The sequence below is a fragment of the Amaricoccus macauensis genome (assembly GCF_049800915.1).
In the GTDB taxonomy this organism is placed as follows: Bacteria; Pseudomonadota; Alphaproteobacteria; order Rhodobacterales; family Rhodobacteraceae; genus Amaricoccus; species Amaricoccus macauensis_A.
Window position 1 is genome coordinate 209,628 of sequence record NZ_JBNAFY010000005.1, and the last position, 18,467, is coordinate 228,094.

Below are 18,467 nucleotides of genomic sequence, written 5' to 3' on the forward strand. Positions count from 1 at the left end.
GGCACCCGAAGCCGAATCACGCGGATTTCGAGTGTATTCATGAAATTTTCACAAATCCTACAACCTGCGCGATATGAACTCAATAAACTCTTCGGTCATCTCATCAGTACTTTTTGCAGATAGCCCCGCGGGCAGGACAGTCGTGGTCCAGTTGACGAACCGTCGCGTTTCGATGGGGGACTCGTCCAGAACGCGCAAAACCTGATGGTTCCGGTCGACCGCGATCCGATCCACATGGGCAAGCACGCTTTCCTGAGGCCCCTCGACCACCCCGCACACCCGATTGCCCTGGCTCAGGAGCAGCCCGGTCAGGTCGGGTTCCGGAGGGTCGGATGTCAATTCACGGCGATGCGCGTCCACCGCCTCGCCGCTCAGATCCCCCACGATCTCGCAGACAAAGACAATTCGCACCAGACAAGCGGTCTCGTCATCAAAACCAAGAGACATTCGGACGTTCTGTCTAACCCCACATGACCTCGACATTCCCCATCCCCCGGACGGACAGTCTAGATCTTCCCAGTCACATCCTTCCTTATAGCATTGATGCCGGACAACGTCTTTCGCATTTCCGCCTCCTCCCCGCGCGCCGTAGGGCGGTAGAAGGCCTGCCGCTCCATGCCGTCCGGGAAGTAGTTCTGCCCCGATACGCCCTCTTCCGTGTTGTGATCGTAGACGTATCCCGCCCCGTAGCCCTCTTCGCGCATCAGCTTCGTCGGCGCGTTGAGAATGTGCTTCGGCGGCACCAGCGAGCCGGTCTCGCCGGCCGCTTTCATCGCCTCCTTGTAGGCCGCATAGGCTGCGTTCGATTTCGGCGCGAGCGTGAGATAGATCACCGCCTGCGCCAGCGCCAACTCGCCCTCCGGCGAGCCCAGCCGCTCATAGGTCTCCCAGGCGTCGAGACAGACCCGCTGCGCCCGCGGATCGGCCAGCCCGATGTCCTCCACCGCCATGCGCGTGATCCGCCGCGCGAGATAGCGCGGGTCTTCGCCGCCCTTCAGCATCCGCGCCAGCCAGTAGAGCGCGGCATCCGGGTCCGATCCGCGCACCGATTTGTGCAAGGCCGAAATCAGGTTGTAGTGCCCGTCGCCCGACTTGTCGTAGACCGCCGCGCGCCGCGCCACCCGCTTGAGCAGTCCGGGCGGATCGAGCGGCTCACCGCTATCACCTGCGATCTGCTCCACGAGGTTGAGCAGCGAGCGCCCATCCCCGTCCGCCAGCCCCACCAGCGTCTCCCGTGCCGCATCCGTCAGTGGCAGCGCGTGCCCCAGTTCGCGCTCGGCCCGCTCCAGCACGAGGGCGAGGCTGCCTTCGTCCAGGCGGTTGAGCGTCAGCACCCGCGCGCGCGAAAGCAGAGCGGCATTGAGCTCGAAGGAGGGGTTCTCGGTCGTCGCCCCCACCAGCACGATCGTCCCGCTTTCCATGTGCGGCAGGAAGGCATCCTGCTGCGCCTTGTTGAAACGGTGGATCTCGTCGACGAACAGCAGCGTGCCGCGCCCGTTGCGATGGCGCAGTTTCGCGGCCTCGAAGATCTTCTTGAGATCGGCCACCCCGCTGAAGATTGCGCTGAGCTGCACGAAGGCCATCTCGGTCGCATCCGCCAGAAGCCGCGCGATGGTGGTCTTGCCCACACCCGGCGGCCCCCAGAAGATGATCGAACCCAGTTCGCCCGCCGCCAGCATCCGCCCCAGCGGCCCTTCCGGGCCCAGAACGTGATCCTGACCCACCACGTCCCCGAGGCTCGCGGGCCGAAGCCGCTCCGCCAGCGGGCGTGGACCGATCGGCCGGGGCGCATCGGGCGTCTCGCGGCGTTCCGCGCGCGGCTGCGGAAGAGAATCGAAAAGATCTGCCATGAATACACCTTATTTATCCGCGCCTTGCCGTCACGCCTTTATCCGCGATTTGAGCGGAATCCGCCCAATCTCCCGGCAATTCGACCGCATTTCCCACCCCCGCCGCTCACGTCCGCTTGAAACATTCTTTCCCGCGCGCGAGTGTGAAGTGCCAATTATGGCGGGGAGAGGAAAAAATGGAAGAAGTCGTAATACTCGACGGCGCACGCACCGCAATCGGAACCTTCGGCGGATCGCTCGCAAACACCACACCCATCGAACTGGCAAAGACGGCCTCCAAGGCCGCGCTGGAACGATCCGGTGTGAAAGGGGGCCAGATCGGCACCGTCGTCTTCGGACATGTCATCAACACCGAACCGCGCGACATGTATCTCTCGCGTGCCGCCTCCATCGAGGCGGGCGTCCCCGATACCGCACCGGCCATGAACGTGAACCGGCTCTGCGGCTCCGGCGCGCAGGCCATCGTCTCTGTCTACCAGTCGCTCACGAACGGCGACGCCGAGTTCGGTCTCGCCGGTGGCGCGGAAGCCATGTCGCGCGGCCCCTACGCCCTTCCCGCCGCCCGCTGGGGCCAGAAGATGGGCGACACCAAGGCGCTCGATATGATGGTTGGCGCACTCACCTGCCCCTTCGGCACCGGCCACATGGGAGTGACGGCGGAGAACGTCGCCGCCGAGCACCAGATCACCCGCGACGAACAGGACGCCTTCGCGCTCGAAAGCCAGAACCGCGCAGCCAAGGCCATCGAGGAGGGCCGCTTCAAGAGCCAGATCGTGCCGGTCCAGGTGAAGGTGAAGCGCGACATGGTCGATTTCGCCACCGACGAGCACCCCAAGGCCACCACCCTCGACAAGCTCGGCTCGCTCAAGACCGTGTTCAAGAAGGACGGCACCGTCACGGCTGGAAACGCCAGCGGCATCAATGACGGCGCGGCCGCCCTCGTGCTCGCGACCGGCGAGGCGGCGGACAAGGCGGGCCTCAAGCCCAAGGCGAAGATCCTGGGCTACGCCATCTCCGGCGTTCGGCCCGATGTGATGGGGATCGGCCCGGTCCCGGCCGTGCAGAAGCTCCTGGAGAAGACCGGCCTGTCCATCGGCGATTTCGACGTGATCGAGGCCAACGAGGCCTTCGCCGCCCAGGCGCTCGCGGTCAACAAGGGCCTCGGCATCGATGCGGCCAAGGTGAACCCCAATGGCGGCGCCATCGCACTCGGCCACCCGGTGGGCGCAACAGGCGCCATCGTCACCGTCAAGGCGCTCTACGAGCTTGAGCGGACGGGCGGCAAGCGCGGGCTCATCACCATGTGCATCGGCGGCGGCCAGGGCATCGCCCTCGCCATCGAGATGCTCTGAGGCCCGGTTCCCGGACCTGAACCATCCCGCCCGCAAGGATGGCCCCCCGGCAACCAGGGGGCCATGGACGAAGCCGCTCGCGCGGCATTGGCTCCTGTGGCTGGCGTTCATGGCCCGGAGTCAAGGTGCGGAGCACCGCCGGGCCAGCGCCCGTCCGCCCCATGGGCGGGCGCTCACTCTGCCAGCCTTTTCTAGACCAGTCGCGCGTGGTGTCGGCACCATAAATCGCGCTGCACAGTCCGCGGGACGCGCCACCCTCGGACGGCCGCTGGCCCCCGTGTCTTGCAAAGACGAATGTCAAATCCGTCCCCATCGCGCCCCTTCGCCACCCGCGCCTGAAATCTCTGTGTCGACAAGCCAAGGCGAAGCATGACGCGGGAAAAGGTGCGATTGTCGAGGCCGTGTCCCAAAATCCTGAGAGAAGGCCCCCGACAACCAGGGAGCCTTCGCCGTTCCACGAAAGGCCGCCTCACGCCGCCTGCGGCGCCCGGTCCACCCGCGCCGCCTTGAAGCGCTCGTAGCGGAAACAGAGATCGGTCATGTAGGGCAGATGGAGCGGCAGAACGCCGGTCATGTCGTAAAGCTCCCGCGTGATCACCGCATCGCCCGAGACCGGCGCCGAGACGATCGACGGCTCGGTGGTCGGGAAAAACCACACCATCCCGTCGCTGGCGCGGAAGGCATCGAGACAGACGACCTCCAGCCCCACATGCCCCTCGGGCGGCGAATAGGTCCGCTTCTCGCTGTTGATCGTCTCGGACTCGACCTGCTCGGAGAACTCGTTCTGCGTCGTCACCGAAAGCCCGAAGGTCGTGCTGGCCTTGGCGGAAAACTCGCCGAACGCGGCACTGGCCTCGGATGTATGCTCGATGCTCGTCACCGTCTCGAGGAAGAAACGCGATGCATTGAGCTTCGCGACGCGGCTCGAGGTGAAGGTCTCGAAGGTCTGCCCCTGGGGAATGGCCCGGATCACCGCGATCCAGTGGCCCGGAATGATATCGGAGGGCGTGTAGTTCTCGATATAGCGCACCCGCAGCTTGAAGAGCACATGGCCCTCGTTGCCGCCGAGGCCGACGATCCGGGCACCCTTGATGACCGTGACCTGGCCATCGAACGTGCCCGCCGAAAGCGTCCGGCCGAGGCTGGTCGTCACCTTGATGCCGCGAATGAAATTTTCGCCCTTGGACTGGCCCTCATGGATGACAAGCTCTTCGATATACTCGTCGTTCTGGAATTCGAGCGTCTCGGTCTCGTCGCCCTGGTTGTCGCCATGGCGCACACCGTTCAGAAGGATGGCCTCCACGTTGACCGTTTCGCGAAAGCCGATGGAGCGTACCGGCTCAATACCGAAATCGGCGCCGTGGCTGCCCCCGATGGCAATGGTCTTGATCGTCATTGTCGTATCTCCGCCTTGCTGAAAGGATCGACGTCATCGTCGTGTCCACGAAGGTGGGTCGCGCCATGTGCCGGAACGGTTCATTGTCGCATCGACTTTTTTTCCGCACCAGGGTCATCCGGCACGAAACGCAGGGTCCGCGGAACCGCCGTGCCGAGCGCCCGTCCGCCCCATGGGCGGGCGCTTCCCCCTGCGCTTGTCTCCCCGATCCACCGCAGGAAATATCCGCACCATAAACCGCGAAGAACAGCCCAACGCGCGCGCCGCCCTCGGACGAGCGCCGACACTATGTCGAGCTCAATCCGCGTTGTGCCGTTCTCATTCTCACCTGGCAGTCATGACACGAACCGACGAGCCGCCTCGGACGAGCGCCTTCGGCTTGTCCCGTGCAATGGCTCGGAGCACCCAAGGTGCAATGGGCGCCTGTTCGGCTCTTGCCGCACCCCTGAAAGACCCGCAGCTCTGCGGGAAATCGTATGCATGGAATATGCATGAAATCTGCATTGAATATGCATGTCCCAAGTGCCTGTCGGCGCGGCGTAAAACCGCGCCCGGCGCCCGTCAGCTCATTCCACCGTGCAGCACCAGGTCGGGCCGTGGCGGTTTCTGATCCTCCGCCCCCGCACCGTCCTGCCCCTCCCAGACAAGCTCCTCGCCGGAGTGCTCCCGAAAGGCCCGCGCCAGAGCCCTGTCCCGCCGGAACTGCGCATCCTCCCCGGAGAGTCTCGCGCGGATCAGGCCGACAAGTGCATGGAATCCTGTCCAGAACCAGATCCGAACCGCCAGAAGCGCCGGCGTCACCAGGAGCGTCAGCATCGTCGCAAGCCCGAGCCCGAAGACCACGGCCGTCGAAAGCTGCTTCCACCACATCGCCGCGGGTGCGTCGATCGTGTAGCCCCCGTTCACGAAATCCACGGAAATTCCGAACATCATGGGCGAAAGCCCCGCCATCGTGGTGATCGTCGTGAGCAGAACCGGCCTCAGCCGCGCCTCCGCCGTTCGCGCGATCGCTTCGAGCTTCGGCATGTAGGCGCTGTATTCCTGGTAGGTGTCGATCAGGATGATGTTGTTGTTCACCACGATGCCCGCGAGTGCCACGATGCCGGTCCCGGTCATGATGATCGAGAAGGTCTGGTCCATGACCAGCATGCCGATCAGCACGCCCGTGACCGAGAGAACCACCGCCGTCAGAACAAGCAAGGCATTGTAAAGACTATCAAATTGCGCAAGAAGGATGACAAACATCAAACCCAGCGCGGCGAGGAACGCGCTTGAGAGGAACGCCTGGCTCTCCTCCTGGTCCTCCTGGTCCCCGGTCCACTGCCAGTTCACGCTCGCCGGCAAGTCCGCCTCGTTCGAGAGCCAGTCAGTGAGCTTCGCGATCTCGGCCGTGGGGTTCTCGCCGGGCGCCACATCGGCCTTCACGTCAAAATAGCGCTGCCCCTCGAACCGGTCGATCTGAGCCAGCGCGCGTGCGGGCTCCCGCGTGATGAAGGCCGAGATCGGCACCAGCCCCTGCTCGGTCCGCACCCGCATCGTGTCGAGCGTCGAAAGCAGCCGGTCCTCCTCGGGCAGACGCACCCGGATGTCGATCTCCTCGTCGGAACTGTCGACCCGCATCGTGTCCAGCGTGAGCCCGCGCGTCACGAGCTGCACGATCGCCCCGACACTGGCCACATCGGCCCCGAACCGACCCGCGCGCGCCACATCGACGTCGATCTGCCAGTCGATGCCGGGCAAGGGTCGCGTATCCTCGACATCCACAAGTTCGGATGTCGCGTCGAACCGTTGCCTCGCCATTCCGGCCGCATCCAGCAGCGCGTCCCAGTCGTCCCCGATGAGACGCAGGTGAACCGGCTTGCCCTGCCCAGGCCCCTCCTCGGCGGCGGAGATTTCTGCCACGATTCCGGGGATCTGCGTGATCCGCTCGTTGATGTCCTCGAGAATTTCGGTGCCCGAACGCCGCGTGCCCCACTCGCTCAACTCGATCTGGACCTGGCCAATGGAATCGCGCGGGCCCTGCCCGCCGGACATCTCGTTGAGACCGCCCGAACCCGCGAATGCAAAGACCGCACGCACGCCCTCGGTGGCGGAAATCTCCTGCTCGACCTTGCGAACCAGCGCATCCTTCTCGTCGAGAGAGAGGTTCCCCCGCGCGCGCACATAGGCAATGGCCCGCTCCGGCTCGGTCGGCACGAAGAACTCCACGCCGTTGTTGTGCTCCCCAAAATAGGAAAACACCGACATGACGAAGAACGCGACCGCCGCGATCGTCACGAAGGGCATGAAGGGGTTGCCCGTCAGAAACCGCACGAAACGCCCGAAAACGCTGGGCCGGTAGGCCGCACTCCCGACCTCCGCCGGCTTCTTCTCCCTCAGCGAGCCCCCGGTGAGCGCCATGCCGATGCAGCCCGCCACAACGAGGACGAAACCGGGCAAAGCGGCCGCCCCGGTCAGGAAAAGCATGAGCCCCGCCAGGGTCAGAACCGCGCAGAAAGCCAGCGCGCCGATCCGCAATCCGAGCGGGGCGGAGGCGTGAAAACCGGCAGCACCATGCTCGATAGAGCGCGAGATCCGACCGGCAATACCGCCCAGCACCGGCAGGTAGATCAGCGCCACGACTATCGAGGCCGACAGGACGAAGATCAGCGTCATCGGCAGGTTGCCCATGAACTCACCCGCAACACCGGGCCAGAAGAGCATGGGCAAAAAGGCGCAAAGCGTCGTGGCCGTGGACGAGATGATCGGCCAGAACATCCGCCGCGCGCTCTCTCCGTACGCGCGCATTGGCCCCTGCCCCTGATCGATCCGCTGCTCGGCGTATTCCGCGACCACGATGGCACTGTCGACCAGCATCCCCACGGCAAGGATCAGGCCGAACATCACGATGTTGCTGATCGAGATCCCGAAAAGCGCAAGCAGGGCGAAACACAGCATGAAGGACGTCGGTATCGCGAAGCCCACCAGCAGCGCAGAACGCGTGCCGAGGCTCGCTAGCACCACGATCATCACGAGGCAGATCGCCGTGAGCACCGAGCCCTGCAACTGCTGAACCATGGACTGCACGTCGCGGCTCATGTCCATGGAGAGATCGACCCGAACGGAATCGCGCAAGGCCTCCGGCCAGCCCGCGCGGACGTTCTCGATCACGCCGCGCACCGTCTCGACAGTGTCGATGATGTTCGCACCCTTGCGCTTGACCACCTGCAAGGCAACGGTCGGATTGCCGTTGTAGCGGGCCGTTCCCTCCCGATCCTCGAAGGTGAGCCGGACGTCCGCCAGATCGCCCAGCGTGACGATGCTGTCGCCGTTCACCTTGACCGGCAGGTCGAGCACATCCTGCGGATCGTCGAAGGAGGACGGGATCTTGACCGAAAACGCCCCCGACGGCGTATCGATCTCGCCAGCGGCGATGAGACGGTTGTTGCGGCTGACAACGCTGACCAGTTCATCCGCGGTCACGTTGTAGCTCTCGAGCTTGAGCGGATCGATCAGCACCTCGAGCATCTCGTTGCGATGCCCGGCAAGCCCCGCCTCCAGAACGGAGGTGATCGACTCGACCTCGTCCTGCAACTCCTTCGCGAGCCGCAGAAGCGTGCGTTCGGGAACCGATCCCGAAAGCGACACCACGAGGATCGGGAATTCCGAGAAGTTGATCTCGTTGACCGAATACTGCTCCGCCCCATCGGGAAACTCGGCCTGCGCCCGGTCGACGCGGTCACGCACATCCGCCAGCGTGGCGTTCTTGTCCCACCCGAACTCGAACTCCAGGAGGACACCGGCATAGCCCTCGGCCGCGTTCGAGGAAATCTCCTTGAGCCCTTCAAGCCCCCGAAGTTCGGTTTCGAGCGGCTTGACGAGAAGCTTCTCGGAATCCTCGGCCGAAATGCCGTCGAAGGGCACGGAAACGAAGAGGATCGGGATCTGGATGTCCGGCTCGCCTTCCTTGGGAAGCGAGACATAGGAATAGATGCCCGCCGCGAGCGAGAGGATCACGAATGCCGCGATCATCCGCGCCCGGCCCGTGGCCCAATCGACGATGCCCGTCATTGCAGGTCTTCCACGTAGGTCACGTTCACCGCCTGACCGCTGGTCACGAAATCCTGTCCGGTCACGATCAGCTCGATCTCGTTCGGGAGCCCGGTCAGCAGGACGCCGTCCTCGGTATCGCGCACCACCTCCACGGGGAGGAACCGCACGATGCCCTCCTCGACCGCACGCAGTCCGAGCCGCCCGGTATCGTCGAGAGTGAGTGACGATTGCGGGACCAGATGCGCACTCGTGCCGGCCGTGGAGACCCGCCCCTCGGCAGTGAGCCCGTCACGGATCTCGAGCGAACCGTTGGGGATCTCCGCCTCGACGAGGAACGTCCGGGTGATCGGATCGGCCGAGTAGGACACGAACGCCACCTCGCCCTGCAGGATCTGCCCCGAAACCAGCCGCACCGAAACCGGTGCGCCGGGCCGGACCAGATCCACCTGACGCTCGGCCACATAGCCGATGAACTTGATCGGATCGAGATCGATCACGGTCGCGCATTCCGAACCGGGCTGGAGAAGCGCGCCGTATTCCGCCGTATCGGTGTCGATCAGCCCGCCGAAGGGCGCGCGAATCTCGAGCCGGTCGATCTCGAGCCTTGCCTGTTCGATGGCCGCCTGCGCCGCTTGCAACGCCGCCCGGTTGGCAATCGCCGTTGTTTCCGCCGTGTAGCCCCGCTCGGAGAGCCGCTCGGAGGCCGCGGCATTGGCTTCCGCCTCCCGGTAGCGGGCTTCAGCCTCCGCCAGAACCGCAGAGCGCGTTCCCGGATCGAGCTTGCACAGCAGATCACCCGCATTCACCCGTGCGCCGCGCCGAAGCGGCTCGGAGATCACGCGGCCCGTCGTCTCGGCGGACACCACGACCTTGCGCTCCGCTTCCGTCTGACCGCGCAGAACTATGGTGGCGTCCACCTCCCGCGCGTTCGACCGCGCGACTACGACATCCACCTCGGAGGGCGGCGCCCCGCCTGCCCCGCCATCTTCGGATTGCGCGGCTTCGCCATCGGCCGCCGCAAAGGCCTGCAGCCGATCGCGCTCCATTATCCAGAGATAGAGCACAGCCACGACAGCCAAGGCACTGACAATCGATACCCACCGCATTTCACATCCTCGACTTGAGCCGCTCCGGCCTTCTTCTCCGGCCGGATAGCGGTCAGGCAAAGCCTCTCCCGAATTCACCCCCGGAAGATAGCCGTTTGTCCGTCCCGATCCAGCAAGGAATACCGGAAAACGCCTGAATAACGCATGACTGTATTAACGGCTTCAAGCAACAATGTCGCGACCGGTTCAGTGCGCAGCCCCCGGATTTACTTGAGCGGACGCTCGCTCGAGCGCCGGATATCGCAGACCGAGTGTCACGGCACGGGCGATGAACAGCACCATCATGCCGGCCCAGAGCCCGTGGTTTCCGAATGCCGGCAGCAGCACCAGAAGCGAGAGCGCGTAGATGCTCACCGAAACCAGCATGGCGTTTCGCATCTGCCGTGTCCGCGTCGCGCCGATGAAGATCCCGTCGAGCATCCAGGACGCCACGCCCAGAATGGGGGTGAGCCCGATCCAGAACAGGTAGTCGCGCGCCGCAAGCCGCACTTCGGGCGCCGTTGTCATCACGTCGATGATCCATGGCCCCCCGACCAGAAATGCCAGCGACAGGAGAACCCCGAACGCGACGCCCCATTGGCTGCACATGATCGACGCCCGGCGCAACAGGGCCGGCTTGCGCTGCCCGAAGGCCTGACCGACCAGCGCCTCGGCGGCGAAGGCGAAGCCGTCCAGCGCGAAGGCGGTGATCTGGAGGAACTGCAACAGCACCTGGTTGGCCGCCAGCGTCGTGTCCCCGAGCCCCGCGCCGAGAAACATGAACGCCGTGAACGAGGCCTGGAGGAGAACACTCCGGACGAGAATATCCCCGTTCACCGCCGCCATATTCGCAAGCTTCACCCGGTCGAAGACCTTCGGCCAGTTGCACCAGTCCCCGCCCCGGAACGCGTCGCGGCAGAGCCAGAGCCCGAGCGCAAGGCCGGACCACTCCGAAATCAGCGTCGCCACCGCGACCCCCTCGATGCCCCAGCCGAATTTCAGGACAAAGAGCAGATCCAGGAGGATGTTGAGGCTGTTCATGCCCACCTGAAGGTAGAGAACCCCGCGCGAGCGCTCCATGGCGATAAGCCAGCCCGTCAGCGCGTAGATCGCGATCGTCGCGGGCGCCCCCCAGATTCGGATCGAGAGATACTGCCGCGAAAGCGCCTCCACCTCGTCGGAGGCGGGCGCGATGGCGAAAGCGGCCTGGAAGATGAGCACCTGGCCTAGGATGAAGACGAGCCCGGCCGCGGTTGCGATCATCAGGCCCCGCATGAGGAGCGAGCGCGTCTCCGCACCGTCACCCGCACCGCGCGCCTGGGCCACAAGCCCCGTGGTGCCCATCCGCAGGAATCCGAAGACCCAGTAGATCGAGGAGAGGACAACGGCACCCAGCCCGACCGCGCCAATGGGCGCCGCCTCTCCAAGCTGGCCGATGACACCGGTATCCACCGCGCCCAGGATCGGCACGGTGGCATTGGAGAGCACAATGGGCAGCGCGATGCCGAGAATGCGCCGATGCGTGAGGGGTCTATCCATCCTCATCCGTCTGCATCAGGAAATGCCCGGTCGCCTGCGCAAAGAGGCGTGCGCGATTGTCCTGCCAGGCCTCCACATGGACGCTGGCATAGCGCCGCCCGACGCGGTTCACCCGCGCGCGGGCATAGGCATCGCGCGCAAGTCCGGGCCGGAGATAGTCCACAGTGAAATCGATCGTGCGCGGGAAGGGCGGAAACTGCCCCGCCTCGATCGCCTGCGCTTCCGGTCCGCCGCGCTCCATCTGCTCCCAGACACCTTGCCAGACCAGTTCGATGATCGCGGTGATCTCGAGAAACGCCCCCGTCGCACCGCCATGAAGCGCGGGGAGCGCCGGATTGCCGACAAGGTTAGGCGTGAAAGAAAGCTGCGCCGTCAGCTCATCGCCCCGACGGTCGAAGGAAACACCCAGATGGCGAATATAAGGCACCCGTTCGACGATCTGGCGCAGCGCCCCGTCGCGCCGCTGCTTGATGGCCTGAACCGGTTCGCGCGCGTCCTGTTTCATGCCGTTTCCTGCTTTCGTTCCACGGTGAAGGCCCCGCGGGCCGCTGCCACCGGTTCGTCCTCGCCCTCGACAAAGGCGCGGGCCTGCACGAAGGCGACATAGCGGGTCATCCGGTAGCACTCGGCGCGCGCGATGATCCGCTTTTCCGGCGTCGCGGGCCGCATGTAGTCTATGCGCAGATCGATGGTCGCGGTGCTGAAACCTGTATCGGGGTGACAAAGCACGGCGGCCCCCGAACAGGTATCGAGCAGCGCGGTGATCACCCCCCCATGCACGACGCCGGTTTCCGGATCCCCCACGAGGCTCTCGTCGTAGGGAAGCGAAACCACGGCGCGCGCCGGAGCGATTTCGTCGATCCGCATGCCCAGATGCTGCGAGTGCGGTATGCGGTTGGTAAATTCCTGCGCCAGCGCCAGCCGCGCCTCCCAATCGATCGTTTCATCCGACATGACGCAACTCCCCTCCAATCCGCAAATGCCTAGGACGTCGGCAGCCAAAAGCCAAGAGCGGCAATTCCGGCCTGCATGCCGCCGAAAGCGCGCCTCACCCGTGCAAGCCTCTATCGGTATTGCAGCGCGACATGTTACGGGCGAGAGGTGTTCAGCGTGGAGGACCCCAGACATGCCCGATTACCGCCTGCACTGCTTCGCCCAGTCCGGCAACGCCTACAAGGTAGCCCTCGCGCTCGAACTCGCGGCGCAGGACTGGGAGCCGGTCTACGTCGATTTCTTCAACGGCGCCGCCCGAACGGCGGAATACCTCGCAATCAACGAGATGGGCGAAGTGCCGGTGCTGGAACACGCCGGACTGAAGTTGAGCCAATCCGGGATGATCCTCGACTATCTCTCCAAGGTGCTGGGCCGCTTCGAGCCCGAAACCGAGGAAGAGCGCCGCGAAATCCTGCGCTGGACGCTCTGGGACAACCACAAGCTTACCTCCAACATCGCCACGCTGCGCTTCATGCTGAACTTCATACCGCCCGAGAAGCGCAAGGAAGACGTGATCGGCTTTCTCCATGGCCGGGTCGAGAGCGCCATGAACGTGCTCGAACGTCATCTGGAGGGGCGCGACTGGATCGCCGGACCGCATATCACCACGGCGGATCTCTCCTGCATCGGGTATCTCTACTACACCGACGAGTTCGGCGTCGAAATGTCCGAGTTTCCCAATATCGACCGATGGCGCCAGACCATCGCCGCGCTCCCACGCTGGAAACACCCCTACGAATTGATGCCCGGCCACCCCCTTCCGCAAAAGGCCTGATCGCACTGCGGCAATCCATGCTATGGTGTGAATGATTCTTTATTCTGTTTCTGCGCCAGCGGATCCGCGCGAGTATGGAGTGAATTGCCATGCCAAAGATCAGCATGCCGCCTCTGGAGATCGAATCCTCTCAAGGGTTCTCCGACCCGGCAGACGAATGCGGCCCCTATGCGACCGCGGCTCTCGGTGATCTCGGCGGGCTGAGCCAGTTCGGCGTGCGCATCGAGATGCTGCCGCCCGGTTCGGCCTCTTCGATACGCCACTGGCACTCCGCCGAAGACGAATTCGTCTACATGCTGGACGGACAACTCGTACTCGTCGAAGACACCGGCGAAAGCGTCATGAACGAAGGCTCTGCGGCGGCCTTCAGGGCCGGGGTCCGGAACGGCCACACCCTCGAAAACCGCAGCCGGGCCGATGCCACCTTCCTCGTCGCAGGCTGGCGCGACAACAGTGACATCTGCACCTATTCCGGCCGGGACCGGCTCTGCATCAAACCCGATGGCGCGCCGCGCTTCACCCGCCGCGACGGCACGCCCATCGAACGGAACGCCCGCGCCGAACCTTATGACGACCCGCCCCCCGAGGGCCGGGGTGGCGTGATCAACGTGGCGGCAATCCCGGTGCGGACCGGATCGGACTACCCTGCGCCCCATGCCGACCTGATGCACCAGCGCAGTTGGCTGCCGCTGGGCCAGGCCGGGGGGCTGAGCCAGTTCGGCGCAAATCTCGTCACGCTGCAGGCCGGCGGTCTCTCCTCGCTGCGCCACTGGCATTCCGCCGAAGACGAGTTCGTCCTTGTCCTCGACGGCCTTCTCCTCCTCATCGAGGATGACGGCGAAACCATGCTCCAGCCCGGAGACGCGAGTGCCCATCCCGCAGGCCTCGCCAACGCCCATCACATGCGCAACGTCTCCTCCGGCGAGGCGCGGTTCCTCGTGATCGGCACCCGCGCAATGCAAGACACCTGCACTTACGCGGATGTCGATCTCGTCTGCATCACGGAAGACGGGGAAGGCCGCTACGAGACCCGCGACGGAACACCGGTTCCGGGCAACTGATGCACTCGTAAGAAGAAATCCTCACGTCGCGTTCAAGTTCCGGTTATCATTGACAGACCGAGATTGACGGCTGGCGCATTTTGCCGAACCTGCACACAAGCGAATAATCGTATAAGAGGCCAGCAGCAGATGAAGCTCTCCCCGCCCCGGCCGGATCGTCGGCGTTTTACCCGCCTTGCGCTCGCGAGCGGCGTCGCACTGGCCGCACCACGCGCCTTCGCCGCCGAGACCTTTGATCCATATGACGAAGTCATCACCGATGGCCCGGCCCGCATCACCCGCCGCATCTCGGGGCTCAGTTCGCAGAAATGGGAGGACCATTTCCCCACGCTCGGGAATGGGGCCATCCTGTGCAACACCAATGACCGTGTTCTGCATTTCTGGGGAGAGGACGGGTTCTACAAAATCTATCCGACCTCCGTCCCCCTGACGGATGAACTCACCCGGCGCGGCCGCACCGAGATCGTCCTCAAGCGTCCGGCCCCCGAATGGCGGCCGACCCCCAACATGCTGGAGCGCAACCCGGACCTGCCGAAATATGTCGGTCCCGGCCCGCAGAACCCGCTCGGTGTCCGCGCGCTGAACCTGAGCTGGCAGTATTACCTGATCCACGGCACCAACGACATCCGCAAGATCGGGCGCCAGTCCTCCTCGGGCTGCATCGGGCTCTTCAACGAGCACATCATCGAGGTCTTCGAGCGCGCGAAGATCGGCACCCAGGTCCTGCTCATCTGACCCGCCGCGCGCATGTGATCCAACGGATGACTGGCCTCCTGCGGCAACTCTGTTAACCTCCCCGAAAACGGGAGGAAACGGATGCACAACCTGATGCAGGACCTGCCGCTGCGGGTCGGTCGGCTCATCGACCATGCCGCGCGGTTCCACACCAATCGCCCGGTGCTCGGCCGCAGCGTCGAAGGCCCCATCGTCGAAAGCACCTGGGGCACCGTGCGCAACCGCGCACTTCGCGTGGCCCAAACCCTCTCCCGTCAGGGTTTCGGGCGCGGCGACGCCATCGGCGTGATGGGCTGGAACACGATCCGCATGCTCGAACTCTGGTATGGCGTGCCCGGCAGCGGGGCCGCACTCCACACCCTCAACCCGCGCCTCTCGCCCGAGCAGATGGTCTACATCATCAACCACGCGGAAGACCGGCTCATTTTCGTCGATCTCGACCTCGTGCCTCTCCTGACCCGCATCCGCGACCAGATCCCCGGCGTGCGCGAGATCATCGTGCTGACGGATGCGGCCCACATGCCCGAAGCGGCCGAAGGCCTTATCCCTTACGAGGACTGGCTCGCGGACGCGGACGGCGATTTCGCCTGGGTCGAAGGCGACGAGCGCGACGCCTGCGGCATCTGCTACACCTCGGGCACCACCGGCAACCCCAAGGGCGTGGTCTACACCCACCGCTCGAACATGCTCCACGCGCTGGCCGTGCAGGCCCCCGATGCCTTCAACCTGGGCTCGTCCGACACGATCATGCCCGTGGTGCCGCTCTTCCACGCCAATGGCTGGTGCACCGGCTATATCGGGCCGCTCGTGGGGGCCTCTATGGTCCTACCTGGCCGGGACCTCACCCCACCTGCGGTCTACGACCTGCTCGAACGCGGCGTCACCTTCACCGCCGCGGTTCCCACGGTCTGGCTCGGGCTCCTCGCGCATCTCGATGCCAACGACCTCAGGTTCTCGACCCTGAAGCGCGTGGCAATCGGCGGATCGTCCTGCCCGCGCGCGGTCATCGAACGCTTCCAGGACCACTACGGCGTCGAGGTGCTGCACGCCTGGGGCATGACCGAAACCTCCCCCATCGGCACCACCTGCTCCTTCAAGCCGGAAATCCACGCCCTCTCGCCCGAGGAACGCCTCGACATCCAGGAAACGGTCGGCCACCCGCCCTTCACGGTCGATCTGAAGCTGGTCGATGACGACGGCTCCGAACTGCCATGGGACGGCAGGACCCAGGGCCGGTTGCTCGTCCGCGGCGATGCCGTTGCGCGCCGGTATCTCAAGGCCGACGCGGACGCACTCGATACCGATGGGTGGTTCGACACCGGCGATGTCGCCACGGTTACGCCCCATGGCTACGTGCGGATCACCGACCGCTCGAAGGACATCATCAAGTCGGGCGGCGAATGGATCAGTTCCATCGCGCTCGAGAACGCTGCCGTGGCGCACCCCGACGTGGCCGAGGCCGCGGCCGTTGCCTGGCGCCATCCGAAATGGGGCGAACGCCCCGTGCTCGCCGTCGTGCCGCGCCCCGGCACCGATCCGGACCCGGAAAGCATCCGGGCGGCCCTGGCAGAGCATTTCGCCAAATGGCAACTGCCCGACGAAATCCTCTTCATGGCCGAACTGCCCCATACTGCCACGGGCAAGATCTCGAAGCGGATGCTGCGGATGCAGTTGCAGGAGGACGGGTTCGAACTGACGAATTGAGAAGTCTCTCCCGCTCTTCGACCCACGTGCGACTGCGCGTTTTCGCGACATTTACTGCGCCTGATTGCCCAGCAATCGGGCGGTTACCGGTTTTGGAGTGATTTTGTCGCGTAAACTGGCATGAACGACTGGAATCTCGTCGCGTCCCTCCTACCCTGAACTGGTTTTTATCGCGATTGTCCGCTTGAGACGCACCCGGTCGCCCGCCTGCGCGCCCCGTGCCGAACCGGTCCCTCGCGACAGGAAGGGACAGATCCGATGAATGCGTCCGGCTATAGCTACAGGCTTTTCGACAGGAACGACTACAGCGCCTTCTGGGCGCTCTTCACCGACAACCTGATCAACCTCATCGTCTTGTCAGGCATCTGCCAGTTCGTGTTCCAGATGCCGGCCGAGATCGTCTATGGCCGTATCGTGCCGGGCGCTGCCGTGGCCATTCTCGCGGGCATCGCCGTCTATGTCATGCTGGCCAAGAGAGCCGCCGCCCAGGCAGGCCGCGACGTCACGGCCCTTCCCTATGGCATCAGCACGCCCGTGATGTTCGTCTACCTCTTCGGCGTCATCGGCCCGATCTACTGGTCCACCAATGACGCGCTTCTCGCCTGGCAGGTCGGCATCGGTGCGGGCTTCATCGGGGGCATCGTCGCGGCCCTCGGCGCGGTCGTCGGCCCCGCCCTCAAGCGGGTCACCCCGCGGGCGGGCATGCTCGGAACGCTCTGCGGCATCGCGCTCGTCTTCATCGGAACCGTTCCGCTCGCGGAGATCTTCGAGAACCCCGTTGTCGGGTTCGCCTCCCTCACGATCATCCTCTGGGGGCTCGTCGGGCGGTTCCGCCTGCCGTGGAACATTCCCGCCGGCCTCCTCGCGCTCGGGATCGGCGTCCTGCTGGCGCTCATCCTCGGTGAGGCCTCCATCAGCGTCGAGGGCCTGGGGTTCTACCCGCCCATGCCCTATTTCGGCGATCTCGTCGCCGGCATTCAGCACCTGATGAACAACCCCGAACTCTTCCTCGTGCTTGTCCCGGTGCAGATCTACAACTTCATCGAGACCATGAACAACGTCGAGAGCGCGGAGGCCGCGGGCGATCACTACCCCGTCGCGGTCTGCCAGGTCACCGATGGTGCCGGCACCATGATCGGCGCGCTCTTCGGCTCCCCCTTCCCGACCACCGCCTACATCGGCCACCCCGCATACAAGCGCATGGGCGCCCACACGGGCTACATCATCGGCGTCGGGGTGATCGTGCCGCTCGCGGCCTTCCTCGGCCTGCTCGCGTTTCTCGCGAACCTCATCCCGGTTGCCGCCGCGGCCCCGGTTCTCGTCTTCGTCGCCCTCAGCCTGATCTCCAACACCGCCCATTCCGTGAAGCCCGCCCACATGGGGGCCGTGGCCTTCGCCATGCTCCCCCATGTCTCGGATTTCCTCATCATCAAGTGGGGCGCGCTGATCGGGGCGCTCGGCGCGGTGGGGGCAGAAAACCTCGCCCAGCTCGGGGATCCCGAACTCACCGCCGCCCTCCTCCAGCAGGGCGCGCATTTCAACGGCCACCTCGCCCTCTCCCAGGGGGCGATCCTCACCGGGCTGATCTGGGGTGCGATCGTCGCAAGCCTCATCGACGGCGAGTTCACCACCTCCGCCGGATTTGCCTTCGCGGCTGCCGCGATGTCCTCGGTCGGCATCATCCATGGCGCGAGCCTCCAGGTTCCGAGCCTCGACGGCATCACGATCGGCTACCTGATCTCCGGGGCGTTCTTCTTCCTCTACCCCCGTGTCTTCCCCAGCGGCGCCATGATCGACACCTTCGCGGAGGAGAGCACGGAGTTCGCGCCCCGAACACCGGCGGAATAATACCGCTCAGCCTGCGGGTCTCAACTTGTGATTGCTCGTGACATCGCCGGTCGACCCGGCTAGGGAATCGGGACCCGCCGAAGGCTCCTGACACCCC

14 protein-coding genes are annotated in these 18,467 nt (G+C 64.8%); 6 read left to right on the forward strand and 8 right to left on the reverse strand.

Annotated features, from left to right (window positions below):
• Positions 1 to 57: 57 nt before the first annotated feature.
• Positions 58 to 447, reverse strand: coding sequence for a BLUF domain-containing protein (locus ACP15W_RS14370; protein ID WP_424933600.1), 390 nt, complete (start codon positions 445 to 447; stop codon positions 58 to 60).
• Between the two features lie 59 nt (positions 448 to 506).
• Positions 507 to 1,850: a replication-associated recombination protein A gene (locus ACP15W_RS14375; protein WP_424933601.1), complete on the reverse strand. Its 1,344-nt coding sequence runs from the start codon at positions 1,848 to 1,850 to the stop codon at positions 507 to 509.
• Between the two features lie 176 nt (positions 1,851 to 2,026).
• Here ACP15W_RS14375 and ACP15W_RS14380 point away from each other — a divergent pair, with 176 nt between their 5' ends.
• Entirely contained in the window at positions 2,027 to 3,202 is a 1,176-nt protein-coding gene (locus ACP15W_RS14380; RefSeq protein WP_424933602.1) for an acetyl-CoA C-acyltransferase family protein, read from the forward strand.
• Between the two features lie 469 nt (positions 3,203 to 3,671).
• Here the strand turns inward: ACP15W_RS14380 and ACP15W_RS14385 are convergent, their stop codons facing one another.
• From ACP15W_RS14385 to ACP15W_RS14410, 6 genes are all read right to left on the reverse strand, one after another.
• On the reverse strand, positions 3,672 to 4,598 hold the full coding sequence (locus ACP15W_RS14385; RefSeq protein WP_424933603.1) for a jacalin-like lectin: 927 nt from the start codon (positions 4,596 to 4,598) through the stop codon (positions 3,672 to 3,674).
• Positions 4,599 to 5,159: 561 nt separating this feature from the next.
• Positions 5,160 to 8,648 carry an efflux RND transporter permease subunit gene (locus ACP15W_RS14390; RefSeq protein ID WP_424933604.1) on the reverse strand — a complete coding sequence of 1,163 codons (3,489 nt, stop codon included), beginning with the start codon at positions 8,646 to 8,648 and terminating at the stop codon, positions 5,160 to 5,162.
• Complete coding sequence (locus ACP15W_RS14395; protein WP_424933605.1) at positions 8,645 to 9,736, reverse strand: efflux RND transporter periplasmic adaptor subunit; 1,092 nt, start codon at positions 9,734 to 9,736, stop codon at positions 8,645 to 8,647. Before ACP15W_RS14395 ends, ACP15W_RS14390 begins: the two co-directional genes overlap by 4 nt.
• A 186-nt stretch (positions 9,737 to 9,922) precedes the next feature.
• Entirely contained in the window at positions 9,923 to 11,254 is a 1,332-nt protein-coding gene (locus tag ACP15W_RS14400) for an MATE family efflux transporter (protein WP_424933606.1), read from the reverse strand.
• Positions 11,247 to 11,759 (reverse strand): PaaI family thioesterase, encoded by a 513-nt coding sequence (locus ACP15W_RS14405; protein ID WP_424933607.1) that lies wholly within the window; start codon positions 11,757 to 11,759, stop codon positions 11,247 to 11,249. The genes ACP15W_RS14400 and ACP15W_RS14405 overlap by 8 nt, the downstream gene beginning before the upstream one ends.
• Positions 11,756 to 12,208, reverse strand: coding sequence for a PaaI family thioesterase (locus ACP15W_RS14410; protein ID WP_424933608.1), 453 nt, complete (start codon positions 12,206 to 12,208; stop codon positions 11,756 to 11,758). Before ACP15W_RS14410 ends, ACP15W_RS14405 begins: the two co-directional genes overlap by 4 nt.
• A gap of 172 nt (positions 12,209 to 12,380) precedes the next feature.
• Here ACP15W_RS14410 and ACP15W_RS14415 point away from each other — a divergent pair, with 172 nt between their 5' ends.
• The 5 genes from ACP15W_RS14415 (at position 12,381) to ACP15W_RS14435 (ending at position 18,370) form a co-directional block, all read left to right on the forward strand.
• On the forward strand, positions 12,381 to 13,022 hold the full coding sequence (locus ACP15W_RS14415) for a glutathione S-transferase family protein (RefSeq protein WP_424933609.1): 642 nt from the start codon (positions 12,381 to 12,383) through the stop codon (positions 13,020 to 13,022).
• A gap of 89 nt (positions 13,023 to 13,111) precedes the next feature.
• Positions 13,112 to 14,083 (forward strand): cupin domain-containing protein, encoded by a 972-nt coding sequence (locus tag ACP15W_RS14420; RefSeq protein ID WP_424933610.1) that lies wholly within the window; start codon positions 13,112 to 13,114, stop codon positions 14,081 to 14,083.
• A 129-nt stretch (positions 14,084 to 14,212) separates the two neighbouring features.
• On the forward strand, positions 14,213 to 14,818 hold the full coding sequence (locus ACP15W_RS14425; RefSeq protein WP_424933611.1) for a L,D-transpeptidase: 606 nt from the start codon (positions 14,213 to 14,215) through the stop codon (positions 14,816 to 14,818).
• A gap of 81 nt (positions 14,819 to 14,899) precedes the next feature.
• Positions 14,900 to 16,522, forward strand: coding sequence for a long-chain fatty acid--CoA ligase (locus ACP15W_RS14430; protein ID WP_424933612.1), 1,623 nt, complete (start codon positions 14,900 to 14,902; stop codon positions 16,520 to 16,522).
• Between the two features lie 258 nt (positions 16,523 to 16,780).
• On the forward strand, positions 16,781 to 18,370 hold the full coding sequence (locus tag ACP15W_RS14435) for a xanthine/uracil/vitamin C permease (protein WP_424933613.1): 1,590 nt from the start codon (positions 16,781 to 16,783) through the stop codon (positions 18,368 to 18,370).
• Positions 18,371 to 18,467: the final 97 nt, after the last annotated feature.